The sequence below is a fragment of the Pseudomonas sp. Pseusp18 genome, assembly GCF_059506005.1.
Genome location: NZ_CP169240.1, coordinates 446,419 through 464,957, shown reverse-complemented (window position 1 = coordinate 464,957; position 18,539 = coordinate 446,419). Strand labels below are relative to the sequence as shown.

Sequence of the window (18,539 nt, the reverse complement as noted above, 5' to 3'; positions counted from 1 at the left end):
CGCCTCATGCCCGCTATTACCACAGACCTGCCCGCCCTCGCCCAATCCATCAAGGACTGGGGCCGCGAGCTGGGCTTTCAGCAAGTCGGCATCAGCGGCCTCGACCTGGCCGAGCATGAGCAGCACCTGGAGCGCTGGCTCGCCGCTGGCTATCACGGCGAAATGGATTACATGGGCGCCCATGGCAGCAAACGCTCGCACCCGGAAGAACTGGTGCCGGGCACCCTGCGCGTGGTTTCCCTGCGCATGGACTACCTGCCGGGCGACACGCACATGGCGCAACGGCTGGCCCAACCAGAAAAAGCCTACGTCTCGCGCTATGCCTTGGGCCGTGATTACCACAAATTAATTCGTAAACGCGTGCAACAACTGGCGGAAAAAATCCAGGCAGTGATCGGCCCGTTCGGCTACCGCGCCTTCGTCGACAGCGCCCCGGTGCTGGAAAAGGCCATCGCCGAACAGGCTGGCCTGGGCTGGATCGGCAAAAACACGCTGGTCTTGAATCGCAAGGCCGGCAGTTACTTCTTCCTCAGCGAACTGTTCGTCGACCTGCCGCTGCCGGTGGACCCGCCCCACGCCACCGAGCACTGCGGTCGCTGCACGGCCTGCCTGGACATTTGCCCGACCAATGCCTTCGTCGGCCCCTATGTGCTGGACGCCCGTCGCTGCATTTCGTACCTGACCATCGAACTGAAAAGCGCGATTCCTGAAGATTTACGACCGCTGATCGGCAATCGGGTGTTCGGTTGCGATGACTGCCAGATTGTCTGCCCGTGGAACCGCTTCGCCCGGCCCTCCGGGGAAAGCGACTTCAAACCCCGGCACAACCTGGACAACGCCGAACTGGCCGAACTGTTCATGTGGGACGAAGAAAAATTCCTCAGCAGCACCGAAGGTTCACCGCTGCGCCGGGCCGGTTACGAGCGTTGGTTGCGCAATCTGGCGGTCGGCCTGGGCAATGCGCCGTCGAGCATTCCGGTGCTGGAAGCGCTGAAGGCCCGGCGGGACTATCCGTCGGAACTGGTGCGTGAACACGTCGAATGGGCGCTGAAACAACACGGGCTCGCGTAGGAGCTGCCGCAGGCTGCGATCTTTTGATCTTAAAAAATCAAAGTCAAAAGATCGCAGCCTGCGGCAGCTCCTACACAGGGATCGCGGGGTCAGGCTTCATCGTTATAAACGAACTTGGGCATTTCCCAATGGAAACGGATCGCCAGCAAGCGCAGCAGGAAGCCGCCGAATAGCGTGATCAGGATCGCCTGTTCACCCGGCAATTGCAGATAGATACAGAATAAATAGCACCATGCCGCGGCAAACGAGACGCTGGCGTAGAGTTCGCGGCGGAAAATCAGCGGGATGTCGTTGCAGAAGATGTCCCGCAGAATGCCACCGAATACCCCGGTGATCACGCCGCTGACCGAGGCCACCAGCATGCCGTGGCCCATTTCCAGGGCGGTCATGCAGCCGATCAGGGTGAACGCCACCAGGCCCACGGCGTCGAGCACCAGAAACAGCGAGCGCAGATGACGCATCCAGCGCGCCGCGAAGACCGTGAACATCGCTGCGATCGACGTCAGCACCAGGTATTCCGGGTGTTTGACCCAGGTCAGCGGGTAATGGCCAAGCAGCACGTCGCGCACCGAACCGCCACCCAGCGCCGTGACACACGCAATCAGCACCACGCCAAACCAGTCCATGCCGCGACGGCCCGCAGACAGGGCGCCAGTCATGGCTTCGGCAGTAATGGCGATCAGGTAGAGCATCAGCAACATGGTGGCGGTCCTTACAAGAAGGCGCGCAGTCTAGCCATTTAGGGACGGCACCAAAAGAGGGCAGCAACAACACAACGCCCCCCGTAGGAGCTGCCGAAGGCTGCGATCTTTTGATTCTGTTTTTCAAGATCAAAAGATCGCAGCCTTCGGCAGCTCCTACAGGGGCGGACTGTGGTGCGCAATCAGAACTTGATGAAATTCTTGCGGTAGTGCTGCAGCTCGGCGATCGATTCGCGGATGTCGTCCAGGGCCAGGTGAGTGCTGCCTTTTTTGAAGCTGTCGCGCACATCCGGTGCCCAACGCGCGGCCAACTCCTTGAGGGTCGACACGTCGAGGTTGCGGTAGTGGAAATAGCTTTCCAGCGACTTCATGTGGGTATAAAGGAAGCGACGGTCCTGGCAGATGCTGTTGCCACAGATCGGCGACTTGCCCTTCGGCACCCATTTCTCCAGGAAGGCGATGGTCTCGGCTTCCGCTTCGGCCATGCTGATGCGGCTGTCGCGAACCCGTTGGGTCAGTCCGGAGCCGCCGTGTTGACGGGTATTCCACTCGTCCATGCCGGCGAGGATCTCGTCGCTGTGATGGATGGCGATCACCGGACCTTCAGCCAAGGTGTTCAAATTACTGTCGGTGACGATGGTGGCCATCTCGATGATGACGTCGGTATCAGGGTTCAGCCCGGTCATTTCCAGGTCGATCCAGATCAGGTTCTGCGGGTTTTGCATTGTGTCGGCTCCTAGGCAATGGTGCGCAGTTTAGCCTAGGCCGGTGGCCGGGCGTGCTAAACTCGCGGCCGTTTTACCTAATCGCTGCATTCTCGATACGGAACACCCATGGCCAAACGCCAACTCAATCGTCGTCAAAACTGGCGCATCGAAAAGATTCAGGGCGAGCGCGCTGCCCGCGCCGCCAAACGCGAGTCCTCGGCTGTCGAGGCACTCGAAGGTGGCGACCTGGGTCCGGAACAGACGGGCCTGGTGATCGCGCACTTCGGTGTACAGGTCGAAGTCGAGGCCCTCGATGGCGAATTGGCCGGCCAGGTATTCCGCTGCCACTTGCGCGCCAACCTGCCGGCGCTGGTGACCGGCGATCAGGTCGTATGGCGTGCCGGCAACCAGGGCATCGGTGTGATCGTGGCGCAACTGCCGCGCAAAACCGAACTCTGCCGTCCGGACAGCCGTGGCCAGCTCAAGCCGGTGGCGGCCAACGTCGATATGATCGTCATCGTCTTCGCCCCGCTGCCCGAGCCTCACGCCAACCTGATCGACCGCTATCTGGTCGCCGCCGAACACGCCGGTATCCGGCCGTTGCTGCTGCTGAACAAATTCGACCTGATCGACGAGCAGAACGCTCCGGCGCTGAATGCCTTGCTGGCGGTTTACCGCACGCTGGGTTACCCGGTGCTGGAAGTGTCGGCGCACCACGGCAACGGCATGGAGCAACTTCAAAAACTGTTGGATGGGCACATCAGTGTGTTCGTCGGCCAGTCCGGCGTCGGCAAGTCGTCGCTGGTCAACAGCTTGCTGCCAGAAGTCGAAACCCGCGTCGGCCCGCTGTCCGAGCTGTCGGGCCAGGGCACCCACACCACCACCACCGCGCGGTTGTTCCACTTCCCCGGTGGCGGTGAGTTGATTGACTCCCCGGGTATCCGCGAGTTCGGCCTGGGTCACGTCAGCCGTGCCGACGTCGAAGCCGGCTTCATCGAGTTCAACGACCTGCTCGGCACCTGCCGCTTCCGCGACTGCAAACACGACCGCGAGCCGGGCTGCGCCTTGCTCAAGGCCCTGGAAGACGGCCGCGTGCAGCAGCAGCGAATGAACAGCTACCGGTCGATCATCGCCAGCTTGCCTGAAAACAGCTATTAAACCGACGCGCCGGCCGCCCCGACATTAATCGGACGGCTGGCCGCTCGTAACTACCTACAAAACAACCTACAAAACACCCCGTCGACTTAAACATCAGATATTTCTGTAGGGCGTCCGCACGCCTGTTTGAAGGGCACTTCTCTTTAACCGTGAAGGCCTTGTTCCAGCCATTCAACTGCATACATTCAAGCCCTCTTCGCACATTAGCGATACCGAGGGACAGCCATGCAAACCTATCATTTGTTCATCAGCCACTCGTGGAACTATTCAGACGCCCACGACAATCTGGTCCGCCTGCTGGGCGCACAGCCGGACTTCAGTTTCAAGAACTTCTCAGTACCACCGCACAACCCGATCATGGGCGCCCGCACCGACAAGCAGCTCGAAGAAGCCATCGAAAACAAGATTCGTCCCTGCTCGGCAGTGCTGATCATGGCCGGGATGTATTCGACCTACAGCAAGTGGATCAACAAGGAAATCGAGATCGCCAAACGCATGGGCAAAGTGATCATCGCGATCAAACCGTTCGGAGCCGAGCGGATTTCCAACGTAGTGCGCGAGGCCGCACACGCCGAATGCGCGTGGAACACCAAGAGCATCGTCAATGCGATTCGCCTGCATACGGCGGTGTGATCATGCGCAAGGGACTGTTTATCGGTATCAACGACTACACCCATGTTTCGCGCTTGAGCGGCTGCAGCAATGACGCCATCGCCATGGCTTCCGTGCTTAAAACCGACGCCAACGGCGATCCGAACTTCAAGAACATCGTGCTGACCTCCGCCGAGGATTACCTGAGCCGGGAAAAACTCGAAGACCAGATCCGCGAGCTGTTTTCCGGTGACTGCAATGTCGCGCTGTTGTACTTCGCCGGGCATGGCGGCTTTGACGCCGATACCGACGAAGGCATGCTGATCCCGCAGGACTACAAAAACGCCAAGGACGGAATTCGCATCAGCGACATCCTCAACTGGGCGACCAAAGCCACCAAGATCAAAAACAAAGTGATCATTCTCGACTGTTGCCAGAGCGGCTCGGCTGGCCAGGTGCGCGCGTTGCGCAGCGAAAGCAGCATGGTCGGCGAAGGCATGACGATTCTTACCGCCTGCAAAAAGGAAGAGCCGGCCATGGAGGGTGCGCAACACGGCGTGTTCACCGGGTTATTGCTCCAGGCCCTGCACGGCGGCGCGGCGAACATCCTCGGCAAGATCACCCCCGGCAGCCTCTATTCGTTTGTCGACAACGCCCTCGACGCCTGGGAGCAGCGTCCGGTGTTCAAGACCAACGTGTCGCAGTTCATTTCCCTGCGCGAAGTGTCGCCACTGATCCCCAAGGAGATCCTGCGCAAACTGCCCGACTGGTTCGCCGAAGCAGAGTCCGTGTTCCCCCTCGATCCCAGCTACGAGCCCACGGAAACGACGTTCGATCCGGAGCACGGCGACGTCTTCAAGCAACTGCAAAAGTGCAACCGCCACAGCCTGATCGAACCGGTGGACGCCGAACACATGTACTACGCGGCCATCAACTCCACCGGTTGCTGCCTCACGGCACTCGGCGCCTATTACCGCGAACTCGCCCTCAAAGGACATTTCTGATGCCCGTATTCATCAGCTACCGTCACGTGGATCGCCCCCACGCGATCGCCATCAACAGCCGTCTGATACAGGCCAACATCAAGACCTACTTCGACGTGCTGGATCCGGAATCACAGACCACCGACGACATCACCGGGGTCATCACCCGCAACATAACCGCATGCACGCATCTGATGGCGGTGGTCTCTGACAAGACTGCGCTCTCGTGGTGGGTACCGTTCGAAATCGGCGAAGCGACCATCAGCAACCGACGGATTTGCTCATTCAAGACCGAACCGGCGGAACTGCCGCTGTACCTCGATAAATGGCCAAAGCTCAGCACTGACAAGGATCTGGATTTTTTCATTGATGCCTACCGTGAAGAAGTGGCGACCAAGCGCTCCATGACGCTGGATTCGATCAGCGAATCCCTTTACGGCACCTACAGACGCAATGCCGAGGTGTTCCACGACCAGCTCAAAAACCGCATCCGACGGGGTTACTGACAGGTGTGAAAAAGCCGCGATGATCGCGGCTTTCTTGTATTTCGCAGTTCAATCCTTTTTGGGCCGTGGCGGGTTGTCCTGACGATAGGTGTGCTGGGGATTGATGACCAGTTGCCTGACCTGGCTGTCCAACTCTTTGCTGTGATACAGGTCCAGGCATTTGAGCAGCTCAAAACGAACACCTTTTCGCTCTGATTCGACCAGTGGATTGTGATAATCACGAGCCAGAAACTGGTCAACCAGAGATCTACCAGCTTGAGGTGCTTGCTCCAGATCGAAATAGGTCCAATCCATAAGCGCACTGGCACTGCTTCCGGCATCCTGGGCGGCTTCAGGTTCGCTCTTGTAGGCTGTAGCGATGCAGTCCGCCAGCACCATATCCTTGTAATTTTGCGCGTAGGTGCGCCCGCCTGCCTGTGGGGAGTTGGTCGGATCATCCTTGGCCCAACTGTTGGAAGGTGCGGCCGCCCAAGCCAGTGCCAAAACCGCAGTCAAATATTTCATCACGACAAACTCCAGAAGTTCGCGCGGTCGGTTTGATAATTCACACCCGGCTCATTGAAATAGCAGTGGTCGTAACACATTCTGCCGTCAAACAATGTGGCATGCCCTTGAGCATCCGACCAGCCAGAAACTTCAAACAAAATAAGTCCCTTCCGGCCCGCCAGGGTGCCGCCGTTTGCGGCCGGGTATCTGACCGTCTCGGCACTTCCCCATTGCTGTTCCAGATAGGCAATCAGGCTTTTGACGCGATAAAAGTACCAGCGCTTGTCAGCGCCAGACACGGTTTCGCCAACTATTCGTGGTATGAGTGAGCCGGAGTAATTGAGGATATAACTCATGCGTACTGCGCACGTGTTGACCCACCTTAGGGCCGGATCACGGCTTTTGATGTTCATTGCAACATTGCCGCCGATGACTGTCGCAACTTTTTCAGATGGATTGAGGGTGTCGTAAATCCGTTGAGAAGCCGCCCACGCGCTAGAAAATGAGGGTCGAATCATGTTTCATCCTTGATGTTGGGAAGCAGAAAATCGCAGCAGTTTAATCCTTCATACTTGAGGTGACGATGGTGACACGCGCCGCTCAACAGCACCTCATGCTTCCGGCCCTTGGCGTTACGACCAGCGTGCTGGGACCGAACGGTGTACATCTGAGCAGACGGCTGCCATAGCCCTGAACGACGGTGTCATGAAGGTGTGTTGCCCTGAAGTTACGACGCACAGGCAGATGATGCGGTGCCCCTATTAACGGCCAAATAACAGGATCTACGCACGCTATCAGCGCTAGTGATACCGTGCGAAAAACGCTGCCCGCCTTTGCCGATCTCGATCATTTTCGTGACGTCACGAAAATGATTAGCGGCATCCACTCCAGCGGTTTCGCTGTTGCAGCTGTGGCAAGGATTGATTATCCATAACGACTTCCTGATAAGAAGCCAGAAGGTGTAAACCTTATTCAGGACGAAGCAGCAGAGACAAAAAAGCCGCGATCATTCGCGGCTTTTTTGTGGGTCACTACTTGGCTGGCGCTGCCGGCTTCGGCGCAGGATTATCAAACAGATTCAAACGTTCACGAAGTTCGTGTGCCGGCAGCGGTTCTTTGTCCGCCGGCAATGCGTTCGGATCGGCTGGCGGCGCAGGCACTTCGCCCGGACCACCCTGCCCTTGCGTCGGCGCTGGCGCCGGTTCGGCACCTTGTTCGCCTTCGATGGCTCGCTGGGCTTTCTTGGTCAGCACCACGATGTCGATCCGGCGGTTGACCGGGTTGAACGGGTTCTCCCGATCGAACAGTGCCGATGAGGCATAACCCACGACGCGCGCCACCTGTGAGTCTGGGTAGCTGCCGGCGACCAATGCGCGACGAGCCGCGTTGGCGCGGTTGGCCGAGAGTTCCCAGTTGCCGAAATCGCCGGTGCCCGAGTACGGCTTGGCATCGGTGTGGCCGCTGATGCTGATCTTGTTCGGCACCGCTTTGATGGTGTCGGCCATGGCCAGCAGAATATCTTCGAAGTACGGCTTCAGGCGCGCACTGCCGGAGTCGAACATCGGGCGGTTTTCGGCGTCCATGATCTGGATGCGCAAACCGTCCTGGGTGATCTCGAAGAGGATCTGATCCTTGAATTTCTGCAATTGCGGGTTTTCATTGACCTTGTTCTGCAACTCTTGCAGCAACAACTCCAGGCGTTCCTTCTCGACCTGCTCGGCCATGCCTTCAACCTGCTCGGCGTCGATGGTCACCTTGTCTGGCTGCGGCTGAGATTTCACCTCCGGGTTGAGGGTGTTCTCCGGCGCCAGGGTCGGCGTGCCGCCCAGGTCGATGATGTACGGCGTACCGCTTTCGGAAAACCCGACCGGGTCCTTGAAGTAACCGGCGATGGCGATCTTCTGTTCAGGCGTCGCGGTGGACAGCAGCCACAACACCAGGAAGAACGCCATCATCGCCGTCGCGAAGTCCGCGAAGGCGATTTTCCAGGCGCCCCCGTGATGTCCGCCGGCGATGCGCTTGACGCGCTTGATGATTATCGGCTGGTTATTTTCCATGACTTAACGACCGCGAACCGCTTGTTCCAGCTCAGCGAAGCTAGGACGGTGCGCCGGGTACAGAACCTTGCGACCGAACTCCACCGCCAGCGACGGCGGCATCCCGGAAGCCGAAGCCACCAGCGAGGCCTTGATGGCTTCGTAGGTATTCAGTTCTTCCTTGGCATCGTGAGCCAGGGAGTGGGCCAGCGGGCCAAAGAAACCGTAGGCCGCGAGAATACCGAAGAAGGTACCGACCAGTGCCGCCCCCACGTGCAGACCGATGGACTTCTGGTCGCCTTCGCCCAGGGATGCCATGGTCACCACGATCCCCAATACCGCCGCGACGATACCGAAACCGGGCATGGCGTCGGCGATGCCGTTCACCGCGTGGGACGGGTGCTCGAGGTCTTCCTTGAGGCTGTAGAGTTCCATGTCGAACAGGCCTTCCAGCTCATGGGGAGCCATGTTGCCGGAGGACATGATGCGCAGGTAATCGCAGATGAACGCGGTCATGCGTTCGTCTTTGAGCACCGCCGGGTACTTGGCGAAGATCGGGCTCGCGGCGGCATCTTCGATGTCGCCTTCGATCGCCATCATGCCTTCGCGACGGCTCTTGTTGAGGATCTCGTAAATCAGCCCCAGCACTTCCAGGTAGAAGGTGTGGTTGAAACGCGAACTGAACATGCCCAAGGACTTCTTGAGCACGTGCATTGTCATGTGGCCGGGGTTGGCCTGCAGGAAGGCGCCAAGGGCCGCGCCACCGATAATCATCACCTCGAAAGGCTGGATGAGAGCGGCAATCTTGCCGTGGGAAAGCACGTATCCGCCGAGCACGCTCGCGAATACGACGATGATGCCGATAATTTTAGCCATAGGTAGGAGAGCACTTACTGAGTCGGGTTCAAGGTCATATTCGGAAGTTAAAAAATCTCTTCTTCTACTTATCGGCAAAACTGCGCCAGACTATAGCCAGTTAAGGCGAAAAGCTAATTTGACCCGTTCAGGGCATAGGTAAAGCAGACGATGATCGCGTCCAGACATGGCTAACGAAACGAACGTCCCAACGCCAAAACCAACCACGCTTGAAAGCTGGGTCAAGCTTCTCGATGGCGTACGCCTGCCGGTTCCGCAAGCCAGCCACGACCGGGTCTGCAAAGCCATCCGCGATAACCGCAGCTCGCTGCGCGACATCGCCGACCTGATGCAGGAAAGCCCGGCCCTGGCCTTGAGCGTGATTCGCGAAGCCAACCGTCACACCCATGGCAGCATGACCGAGCCTGCTGAAAACCTTGAGGTGGCGATCAATCGCCTCGGTTTGAAACGCACCGAAGAACTGCTCGACCGCCTGCCTGCCGAACCCCAATTGCAAATCCCCGTCGCCCTGCGCCAGCTCCAACTGATCAGCCAACACGCCACTCAACAGGCCAACGGTTTTTTTGCCAGTCGCCTGGCGCGACTGTGGCAGGACATCCACTGGGGCAGCCTGCTGTTTCTCTCGCCACTCTGGCCCATGGCGCTGACCCATCCGCAGTTGCTTGAAGAGTGGGAGTTGCGGGTCATCCATAAAGGCGAGTCGGCACGCAAAGTCGAAAAGCAATTGTTCGGCGTGCGCCTGCTGGAAATCTGTCTGGCGCTGGTGGACGTCTGGCGCCTGCCGATCTGGGTACAGCAAGGTTATCGGCTGCTGCGCAGCGAACAACGTGAGCTGGTGAAAGTCCTGCGCATCGCACGTGACAGCGATCACCCGTTGCGCCAACAGAACCGCCTGGATGACGACCCGACGTTGCGCCGCTGGCTCAATCAGCCCGCCAATACCGTGCTGCTGGCCAACGGTCTGGCGCTGGCGGCACAACAGGCCTGGGATAGCCCCCATTGCGAGCGCTGGCAGTACCTGACCAGCCTTTACCTGCAAATGCCGATGGATGAGGTGCAGCAACAATTGCACCAGCAGGCCGCCAACAGCGCTCGTCAACACGCCATGCCGGACCTCTGGCACCCGGCCGAATCGCTGATCTGGCCACCGGGTGCGCACCGCGTGCATGCCGGGTTGTTGCCCGCCCCGGCGCCGACCGCCGAAGACCTGGCGAAGTGGCGCAAGCAATGTGCCGAATTGCTGGTGGAGCCGAGCCGTTTTACCAATGCCATGCACTTGACCACATCGGCCCTGGATGCCCTGGTGGCGTGTGGCATGCGCCGGGTGATGATTCTGATGGCCGACCGCACGCACGCCAATTTGCGCGTGCACCAGACCGCCGGGCTACCCAAGGAAGTGGCCGGTTTGAACCTGGTGGTCAGCCAGAGCACCGTGCTGCAACGCCTGCTCGCGCAACAGGCCCAGGTGCGCCTGACGCCGGCCAACAACGCACAATTCTCGGCCCTGCTGCCAGCCAGCCTGCGCTCACAGTTCAGCGGCGAACACCTGCTGCTGCGCTCACTGGTCAACAACGGCCGGGTGATCATGATCGTGGTGGCGGATCAGGGCGGCGGACCGTTCTCGGAAATCACCGTGCAAGCCTTCGGCAAAACCGCACAATGCATCGAAAAGGCCCTGCACAGCTTTAGCCACCGCTAGGGCCTGTTTACCGTTATTTCCTGCCCCAAAATAACTGATAACAGGCCCTCATGACGCTGCGCTACAATCCTCCCCTTTGTGCTCTGGAGACCTCACATGTCTGACTTCTCTGGCTTGGCGCTGGTGATCGAGCCGAGCGACCTGCTCCCGCGTCTCGACTCCCGCGAACTGATTCTGGTGGACCTGACCAGCAGCGCCCGCTATGCCGAAGGGCATATCCCCGGTGCACGCTTTGTCGATCCAAAACGCACTCAGCTGGGCCAGGCGCCTGCGCCGGGCCTGCTGCCGACCCACGCCGCGCTTGAAGCATTGTTCGGCGAACTGGGGCACAACCCTGATGCGGTCTATGTCGTCTATGACGATGAAGGCGGCGGTTGGGCCGGGCGCTTTATCTGGCTGCTGGATGTCATCGGCCACAGCAAGTATCACTATGTCGACGGCGGCCTGCCGGCCTGGCTGGCAGAAGGCTTGCCCATGTCAATCCAGATCCCGCCGGCAGTCGGCGGCCCGGTCGCCCTGACCCTGCACGACGAACCTGTCGCCACCCGCGAATACCTGCAAAGCCGCCTCGGCGCCGCTGACCTGGCGATCTGGGACGCACGTGGCCCGCTGGAATACTCCGGCGAGAAAGTGCTGGCGGCCAAGGGCGGGCACATCCCCGGCGCGGTCAATTTCGAATGGACCGCCGGCATGGATCAGGCGCGCAACCTGCGTATCCGCACCGACATGCCGAAAATCCTGGAACAACTCGGCATTACCAAAGACAAAGAAGTCATTACCCACTGCCAGACACACCATCGTTCTGGCTTCACCTATCTGGTGGCCAAGGCGCTCGGTTATCCGCGGGTCAAAGGCTACGCCGGCTCCTGGGGCGAATGGGGCAACCACCCCGACACGCCCGTAGAGATTTAAGTTTTTCAAGGACAGTTAATGAATAAGCGTTTGTTTATCCTCAGCCAATACCTGCTGCCCCATCACTTGCTCTCGCGACTGGCCGGCTGCATTGCCGAATGCCGTGTGCGCTGGTTCAAGAACGCCTTTACCGCCTGGTTCGCCAAGCGTTATCAAGTGGACATGTCCCAGGCGCTAGTCGAAGACCTGACCGCTTACGAGCACTTCAATGCGTTCTTCACCCGCGCCTTGAAGGACGGTGCTCGCCCGCTGGATCAAACGCCTGGCGCGATCCTCAGCCCGGCCGACGGCGCCGTCAGCCAGCTCGGTCCGATCGAACACGGTCGCGTTTTCCAGGCCAAGGGCCACAGCTTCAGCGTGCTGGAACTGCTGGGTGGCGACGCGGCCAACGCAGCGCCCTTCATGGGCGGCGATTTCGCCACCATTTATCTGTCGCCGAAAGACTACCACCGTGTGCACATGCCGCTGGCCGGTACCCTGCGCGAGATGGTCTACATCCCCGGCCGCATCTTCTCGGTCAACCAGACCACCGCTGAAAACGTTCCGGAACTGTTCGCCCGCAACGAGCGTGTAGCGTGCATTTTCGACACCGAGCGCGGCCCGATGGCCGTGGTGTTGGTGGGTGCGATGATTGTGGCGTCGATCGAAACCGTTTGGGCTGGCTTGGTCACACCGCCAAAACGCGAGCTGAAAACCTTCCGCTACGATGAAGCGGCCCGTGCGCCGATTCACTTGGAAAAAGGTGCGGAACTGGGTCGTTTCAAGCTCGGTTCTACGGCGGTCGTGCTGTTCGGGCCGGATCAAGTGAAATGGGCTGAAGGGCTGGGCGCTCTTTCGCCGGTGCAGATGGGCCAGGGCATCGGCCTGCCAACCGCCTGATCCCTCGATCCGATCCCACGAACGCCTTTCGTGGGATCGGACATTTCCTCCCGCTGCGCCCCCTCCTCCAGCGTTCATAGCTGCTACAGTCAAAGTCATTCGTTGCCCATTTCCCGGTCGGAGTTTGTCCACGGCATGAATGAGACCAATCCTGCCCTGCTGCTACGCGCACCGATCCCGATGCAGTCGCGCCTGTCTTTCTGCGAAGCCACGCCACGCGACCTCAAGCGCTGGATCGCCAACCTGCCCAAAGCCAACATCGGCGAAACCGCTCGCCAGTTGTATCAAGGCTTGAATGAACTCAACCAGCTGCTCACACCCAGCGACAATCGCCTGCAATTGCTCGAATTGCTGCGGCCCGAGGTGTATTACGTCTGCAAGCACCTGGAGCGGCATTTTCTGCACCAGGCCATTGTGCTCGACGAGCGTTCGCGCAAGATTGCCAACCTTTGCCAGGCGCTGCAGAGCCACTTGGCGATCGGTTACAAGCAGATCGTCGTCCGCATTGCACCGCGTTTCAGTAAAGACCGTGCGCCGCTGCTGACCCAGGCATTGCAACGGGCCGTCCATTGCCTGAATGGTACGTTGATCCGCGCCACTGAGCTCTATTGCCCGGCGCCCGAAGGGCTGTGGCTGGAACTGCATCAGCTGTACCGGATCGGCTGCGAACATCAGCTGCAACATCAGAGCGTGCGCGATGAACTGGCCAGCCAGACGCAAAGCCTGAGCATCGAGCAGACCTACGTCGTCGCCCTCCTGCTGGGTGCTTCACGCTGCAATCAACTGCGCCAGAACCAGATCGCCCGGCTCGCCGAGGTGCTGGAACCCTGGAGCCAATGGATCAAGCTGCAACCCTTCAAACCGGACAACGGGCTGTTTGCCGTCGCCCCGGACCTCGACAGCGGCCCGCGTTATCGCGTCAAATTCCCTGCCGAACAACAGGAGCGCTTGTTGGGGATCGACCCGCAGCCCCTGGTCGCCGCCATCGAAACCCATCTGCAACAATCAGCCGACAAGGCATCGCCGCTGCCGGTTCCGACAGGGCTGAATCTGGATACGCTGCAACACCTGTATGCCGCCTGGGGCCAGGCCTCCGAGCGCGGTTTCCAGCGCACCGTCGGCCACGGCACATTGACCCTGTGCGTGGGCATGAGCGCCCTGCACTTTTATCTCGGTGGCAAACGCCCGTTCAACGACATCCTGAAAAAAACCGGCGCCCGTCCCGCGCAGTTCTCGGCAGCCGAGCCGGCAGGACGCGCCAAGGACCAATGGAAACAGGCCTTCGACGCCGCCCCCCATGGCACGGCAGACACGCTGCTGCCCTACGAAGAGATCGAATATCCACACCTTCAGAAACATGACAACCACGAGGCGTCCGGCCAACAGCATTTCCCGACCTACGCGCTACCGGTGATCAATCACAGCCCTGGCGGTTATTGCCTGGCCTGGCCCGGCGCAGTGCCTGCCGAACTGCAGGCTGGCGAAATGGTCGGCATCGAGGATACGGCCGGTCAAGGCTGGAGCGTTGCCGTGGTGCGCTGGATCCGCCAGGTACGGGGCGGCGGCACGCAGATGGGTATCGAACACGTTGCGCCTTACGCCGAACCCTGCGGCCTGCAACTGATTCGCTCCGGCGACGAACACAGCCAGTACTTGCGCGGGCTGTTACTGCCCGCTATCAGTGCCATCGACCTCCCGGCCACCCTGCTCACGCCGCGCCTGCCGTTCCAGGAAGGTAATAAGGTGTTGATCAACACCAATGGCCAGGAACGCCCGGCCGAGCTGGAGAGACGGATGACGAGCACCAACAGCTTCAATCAGTTTGCCTACCGTTCGCTGGAGGTAGCCAGAAACGAAAACGCCGCGGAAGGCGGCGTGGTCGGGGTAGCGCAAGAGTTTGATTCGTTGTGGAAGTCGCTATAACGGCGAGTCCCAGAAGGTGCCCCCATCGCGAGCACGCTCGCGATGGGGCTCGCCCGGACGGTCGAAAACTCAGAGCTGCCCGTCGCGATCCCGGAAGCCCAGCAGATACAGCACGCCATCCAGCCCAAGGGTGGAAATTGCCTGCTTCGCCGATTGCTTGACCAATGGTTTGGCGCGGAACGCTACGCCCAGCCCGGCAATCGCCAGCATCGGCAGGTCGTTGGCACCGTCACCGACGGCAATCGTCTGCTCCAGACGCAAACCTTCTTTATGCGCCAGCTCACGCAGCAAATCCGCCTTGCGTTGCGCATCGACAATCGGCTCGACCGCCACGCCGGTGACCTTGCCGTCGACCACTTCCAGTTCGTTGGCGAACACATAGTCGATGCCCAGCTTGGCCTGCAGTTGCTTGGCGAAGTAGGTGAAGCCGCCCGACAGAATCGCGGTCTTGTAGCCCAGGCGCTTGAGTTCGGCGAACAGGGTTTCGGCGCCTTCGGTCAGGCGCAGGGAAGCACCGATGGAGTCCAGCACGCTGACGTCCAGCCCTTGCAGCAAGGCCAGGCGTTCCTTGAAGCTGGCGCGGAAGTCCAACTCGCCGGCCATCGCCCGCTCAGTAATCGCGGACACCTGGTCGCCAACGCCGGCGGCCTTGGCCAGTTCGTCGATGACCTCGGCTTCAATCAGCGTCGAGTCCATGTCGAACACCGCCAGACGACGGTTACGGCGGAACAGCGAATCTTCCTGGAAGGCGATGTCGACGTTCAGCTCTTGCGCAACGCTGAGGAATTCAGCCCGCAGCGCTTGCGGGTCAGCCGCTTCGCCACGCACGGAAAACTCGATGCAACCCTTGCCCTTGTCGGCCGGGGTGTCCAGCGGCATGCGCCCGGAAAGGCGATCGATATGGTCGATGTTCAGGCCATATTTGGCGGTGATCGAACTCACACGCTGCAATTGCTCGGCGGTCACTTTGCGGGTCAACAGGGTGACGATGTGGCGTTTCTTGCCCTGGTTGCCGACCCACTGCTGGTAATCCTCTTCGGACACCGGCGTGAAACGCACTTGTTGCTCAAGCTCATAGCCTTTGAACAGGATGTCTTTGAGCACCGAGTTGCCTTGCTCGGTGTCAGGAATTTCAACCAGGATGCCGAACGACAGGGTGTCGTGGATCACCGCCTGACCGATGTCGAGAATGTTCACACCACCCTGGGCCAGAACGCCGGTTATGGCCGCAGTCAGACCCGGACGGTCGACTCCCGTGATGTTTATCAGGACGATTTCGCGCAAGGCGCACCCCCGCAGGTGGAAAAAAACCGCATTCTACCCATTTTCAGTGACCATCGGGCACCGCGAGCGCTTTGACGGCCTAGGGCCTGTCGCTATACTGCGCGTCAACTTCACGGACAAAGAGCCGAGCTCAAGTGAACCGGCCCACGCCAGTAAAAACCGATAACTTCTTTCTGCTGATCTTCCGGGCACTGCGTCATCGCCGTGTGCCGATCGCATTACGCATTGCCAGCCATAACGTGATCCTGGTCGCTCTGGCCCTGGTGATCTATGCCTGTGTGATGGGTTTGCAGTTCAAGCAGGCCATGCACGAGCAGGCGGATGCCCTGGGCGAAAGCCTGACCACCCAGACGGCTACGTCGGCCACGGAGCTGCTGGTGTCCAACGACATCCTCAGCCTGAATGTGCTGCTCAACAACCTGACCAAGAACAAGCTGGTGGCCCACGCTGCCATCTACAGCGTGGATAACCGCATCCTCGCCGAAGCCGGTCAGCGTCCCAAGCACGGCCTGCTGGGCGAAGCCGAAGGCATGTACCAGAGCAAGATCACCTTCCAGGACGTGACCGCCGGGCAACTGCGCATCAGCCTGGACATGGATCAGTTCCAGCAGCCGATGACCATCAGCCTGCAAAGCATGGGCATTCTGAGCGCGATTCTGCTGGCGCTGTCCCTGGCCTTGAGCCTGCGCCTGGGCCGCAATATCTCCACGCCGCTGCTGCAATTGCGGGTGTGGCTGCGCAATATCGACGAATACACCCCGGCCACCGAGCGTCAGGATGAAGTCGGCGATCTCGCTCGTCAGCTGCACGCCAATTTCGCGCCGGAGCCGGCCGAACCGGAGCCTGTTCCGGAGCCCGAGTTCAACGACAGCGATGACGACGAAGAGACCGATCCGGCCTTCGAAGTGCGCAACCTGCGTGATCCGAGCTTCGATGAAACCCGACCGGTGGCAGGTCTCAAGCCTGCGCCGCGACGCATTGTCAGCACGGTCGAAGACGACGATGACGACGAAGATCCGTTTGCCGATCTGCGTGACGACTCGACAGACAGCGCGCCGAAATCCGTCGCAAAGCCGCAGGTATCGAACGTACCTCAACACAGCGCGGTACTGGCGGTGCAACTGGGTGCACAGGATCAACTGCGTCGCCTGCCCCGCGCACGTCTGGAAGAGCTGCTCAAGCGCTACCGCGATTGCCTCGATCAGGCGGCGTCGCTCTACCAGAGCGAACTGCACACCCTGAACGATGGCAGCACGCTGATGCTGTTCCACACCGAAGACAGCGGCGATGACTACCTGACCAACGCCATCTGCTGTGGTGAGTTGCTGCGCGCCCTGGGCCATCAATTGCAGATCGAAGTCGCCGACAGCGGCATCACCCTGCAATTGCAGTTGGGCCTGACACTGGGCGACGAACTGTTCGGCTTGAGCCAGATCGACCTGCTGTTGACCGAAACCGCTCAGGATGCACTGGCCCTGTCGCAACACAGCCGCAACCTGCTGCTGGTGGAGCGCAAGATCAGCGACGACGCGCTAATTCGCCAGCGTGCACGGATCCGCCCGATTGCAAGCCCTGAGGGTGCGTGCTGCGTAGAACGCCTGATGGAGCCTTATCCATCGATGCTGGAGCGGCAACTGGCGCGGATGCACGAACGCCGGGCGTAAATCTTGCCCCCCCGCTGCAAAGAGGCCCGCAGACGATTGATCGTTTGCGGGCTTTTTGTTGCCCCCTTAACTCTTGTAGCAGCTGCCGAGCCTGCGAGGCTGCGTTCGGCTGCACAGCAGTCGTAAAATCAGGCGATGGGTACGGTCAGGCAAAACGCGCCAACAGGCTCTGCGAGGACTTCGTCCTCGAACGCAGCCTCGCAGGCTCGGCAGCTGCTACGACCAACCCGCAAAAACAACAAAGCCCGCACGATGGCGGGCTTTGCTTTGGATCAATCCAGGCTCAGAACCTGAACACTTCCATATCCGTACGAATCGGCGAGGCCATCGGGATCTTTGGCTGTTTCTCCGGCTCTGCTGCCGGTGCCACAGGCTTGGCAGCCGGTTTGCGCGGTGCTTCAGCGATCGGCGGCTGGTTGGCCAGCGGCTTGAGCGCTGTCGACAGTTGCTCGGCCAGACGCTGCAGCAACACACCCTGGGCCTGAACCTGAGACGCCGTACCGCCGGCGTGCTGCTCTTGCAGATGAATGATACGGTTATCACGCACCTGACCACGACGATCGATCAGGCGCCATTGCGCGTCCAGGATCGCCGGTTGCGACACACCCGAGTCCAGACGGGTGATGGTCAGCAGAACCTGAACGTCCGGCGTGAAGCCCACTGTCGCAGGTGCCAGGACAACGCGTTGGCTGTCCAGATGACCAGCGACCTGACGCAGCAACAGCTGATCGATGTCCGACGACAGGCTGCCCGCCCAACGACCGTCGGCCGATGCTTGAAGGCTGCCATCCGGCTGACGCTGCAACAAGGTTTCGCGTTGCAGGTAATCAGCAACCGTTACCGGGCCCAACAATACCGCCATGCCCGCGCTTTGCGCAGGCTGAGCCGGACTTCCGCTGTCCAGCTGATACAGCGACACCGGCTGGTGCACGCTGCAACCCGCCAGGCCAAGAACGCCAGCGAGCATCAAAATAAAAGGAAGGCGCAGAGCAGTCATCGTCCCATCCAGGTGGCTGCCACAAGGCTCACCACAGTGAAAATACTCAAAAAATATGAAGAACGC

At 60.1% G+C, this 18,539-nt stretch carries 18 protein-coding genes; 10 read left to right on the top strand and 8 right to left on the bottom strand.

Going from position 1 to position 18,539, the window contains the following annotated elements:
- Positions 1-6 precede the first annotated feature (6 nt).
- Positions 7-1,071: a tRNA epoxyqueuosine(34) reductase QueG gene (gene queG, locus ACEN9A_RS01970; RefSeq protein WP_258672191.1), complete on the top strand. Its 1,065-nt coding sequence runs from the start codon at positions 7-9 to the stop codon at positions 1,069-1,071.
- A gap of 89 nt (positions 1,072-1,160) precedes the next feature.
- Here the strand turns inward: queG and ACEN9A_RS01965 are convergent, their stop codons facing one another.
- Both ACEN9A_RS01965 and orn read right to left on the bottom strand, forming a co-directional pair.
- Positions 1,161-1,772 carry a trimeric intracellular cation channel family protein gene (locus ACEN9A_RS01965; RefSeq protein WP_019650696.1) on the bottom strand — a complete coding sequence of 204 codons (612 nt, stop codon included), beginning with the start codon at positions 1,770-1,772 and terminating at the stop codon, positions 1,161-1,163.
- Positions 1,773-1,954: 182 nt separating this feature from the next.
- On the bottom strand, positions 1,955-2,497 hold the full coding sequence (gene orn / locus ACEN9A_RS01960) for an oligoribonuclease (RefSeq protein ID WP_019582197.1): 543 nt from the start codon (positions 2,495-2,497) through the stop codon (positions 1,955-1,957).
- Between the two features lie 108 nt (positions 2,498-2,605).
- Here orn and rsgA point away from each other — a divergent pair, with 108 nt between their 5' ends.
- The 4 genes from rsgA (at position 2,606) to ACEN9A_RS01940 (ending at position 5,717) form a co-directional block, all read left to right on the top strand.
- Entirely contained in the window at positions 2,606-3,637 is a 1,032-nt protein-coding gene (gene rsgA / locus ACEN9A_RS01955; protein ID WP_018928510.1) for a small ribosomal subunit biogenesis GTPase RsgA, read from the top strand.
- A gap of 225 nt (positions 3,638-3,862) precedes the next feature.
- Positions 3,863-4,270 carry a TIR domain-containing protein gene (locus ACEN9A_RS01950; protein ID WP_258672190.1) on the top strand — a complete coding sequence of 136 codons (408 nt, stop codon included), beginning with the start codon at positions 3,863-3,865 and terminating at the stop codon, positions 4,268-4,270.
- Between the two features lie 2 nt (positions 4,271-4,272).
- Positions 4,273-5,232, top strand: a complete 960-nt coding sequence (locus tag ACEN9A_RS01945; RefSeq protein ID WP_258672187.1) for a caspase family protein — start codon at positions 4,273-4,275, stop codon at positions 5,230-5,232.
- On the top strand, positions 5,232-5,717 hold the full coding sequence (locus tag ACEN9A_RS01940) for a toll/interleukin-1 receptor domain-containing protein (RefSeq protein ID WP_258672184.1): 486 nt from the start codon (positions 5,232-5,234) through the stop codon (positions 5,715-5,717). Before ACEN9A_RS01945 ends, ACEN9A_RS01940 begins: the two co-directional genes overlap by 1 nt.
- Positions 5,718-5,765: 48 nt before the next feature.
- Here the strand turns inward: ACEN9A_RS01940 and ACEN9A_RS01935 are convergent, their stop codons facing one another.
- From ACEN9A_RS01935 to motA, 4 genes are all read right to left on the bottom strand, one after another.
- The gene (locus ACEN9A_RS01935) at positions 5,766-6,221 is read right to left on the bottom strand and encodes a type VI secretion system amidase immunity protein Tai4 (RefSeq protein WP_258672182.1); all 456 of its coding nucleotides are present in this window, start codon (positions 6,219-6,221) and stop codon (positions 5,766-5,768) included.
- Complete coding sequence (locus ACEN9A_RS01930; RefSeq protein ID WP_258672181.1) at positions 6,221-6,721, bottom strand: type VI secretion system amidase effector protein Tae4; 501 nt, start codon at positions 6,719-6,721, stop codon at positions 6,221-6,223. Before ACEN9A_RS01930 ends, ACEN9A_RS01935 begins: the two co-directional genes overlap by 1 nt.
- Positions 6,722-7,234: 513 nt before the next feature.
- Positions 7,235-8,260, bottom strand: a complete 1,026-nt coding sequence (motB, locus tag ACEN9A_RS01925; protein WP_258672180.1) for a flagellar motor protein MotB — start codon at positions 8,258-8,260, stop codon at positions 7,235-7,237.
- Positions 8,261-8,263: 3 nt separating this feature from the next.
- Positions 8,264-9,115, bottom strand: coding sequence for a flagellar motor stator protein MotA (motA, locus tag ACEN9A_RS01920; RefSeq protein ID WP_018928515.1), 852 nt, complete (start codon positions 9,113-9,115; stop codon positions 8,264-8,266).
- A 166-nt stretch (positions 9,116-9,281) separates the two neighbouring features.
- On the opposite strand from motA, the gene ACEN9A_RS01915 reads away from it, so the two are divergent.
- The 4 genes from ACEN9A_RS01915 (at position 9,282) to ACEN9A_RS01900 (ending at position 14,528) form a co-directional block, all read left to right on the top strand.
- Entirely contained in the window at positions 9,282-10,814 is a 1,533-nt protein-coding gene (locus tag ACEN9A_RS01915) for an HDOD domain-containing protein (protein WP_258672179.1), read from the top strand.
- A gap of 96 nt (positions 10,815-10,910) precedes the next feature.
- Positions 10,911-11,726, top strand: coding sequence for a thiosulfate sulfurtransferase (gene rhdA, locus ACEN9A_RS01910; protein WP_007939613.1), 816 nt, complete (start codon positions 10,911-10,913; stop codon positions 11,724-11,726).
- Positions 11,727-11,744: 18 nt separating this feature from the next.
- Complete coding sequence (asd, locus tag ACEN9A_RS01905; RefSeq protein ID WP_007939614.1) at positions 11,745-12,605, top strand: archaetidylserine decarboxylase; 861 nt, start codon at positions 11,745-11,747, stop codon at positions 12,603-12,605.
- A gap of 135 nt (positions 12,606-12,740) precedes the next feature.
- Positions 12,741-14,528, top strand: a complete 1,788-nt coding sequence (locus ACEN9A_RS01900; protein ID WP_258672178.1) for a cyclic-di-GMP receptor FimW-related protein — start codon at positions 12,741-12,743, stop codon at positions 14,526-14,528.
- Positions 14,529-14,597: 69 nt separating this feature from the next.
- On the opposite strand, the gene serB is transcribed toward ACEN9A_RS01900, so the two are convergent.
- Positions 14,598-15,812, bottom strand: a complete 1,215-nt coding sequence (serB, locus tag ACEN9A_RS01895; protein ID WP_007939616.1) for a phosphoserine phosphatase SerB — start codon at positions 15,810-15,812, stop codon at positions 14,598-14,600.
- 134 nt (positions 15,813-15,946) lie between these two features.
- Between serB and ACEN9A_RS01890 the strand changes: the two genes are divergently transcribed.
- Positions 15,947-17,476 (top strand): AhpA/YtjB family protein, encoded by a 1,530-nt coding sequence (locus ACEN9A_RS01890; protein WP_258672177.1) that lies wholly within the window; start codon positions 15,947-15,949, stop codon positions 17,474-17,476.
- 283 nt (positions 17,477-17,759) lie between these two features.
- On the opposite strand, the gene ACEN9A_RS01885 is transcribed toward ACEN9A_RS01890, so the two are convergent.
- A complete protein-coding gene (locus tag ACEN9A_RS01885) occupies positions 17,760-18,473 on the bottom strand; it encodes a PqiC family protein (RefSeq protein ID WP_019650709.1) in 714 nt (237 codons plus the stop codon).
- Between the last annotated feature and the right edge of the window lie 66 nt (positions 18,474-18,539).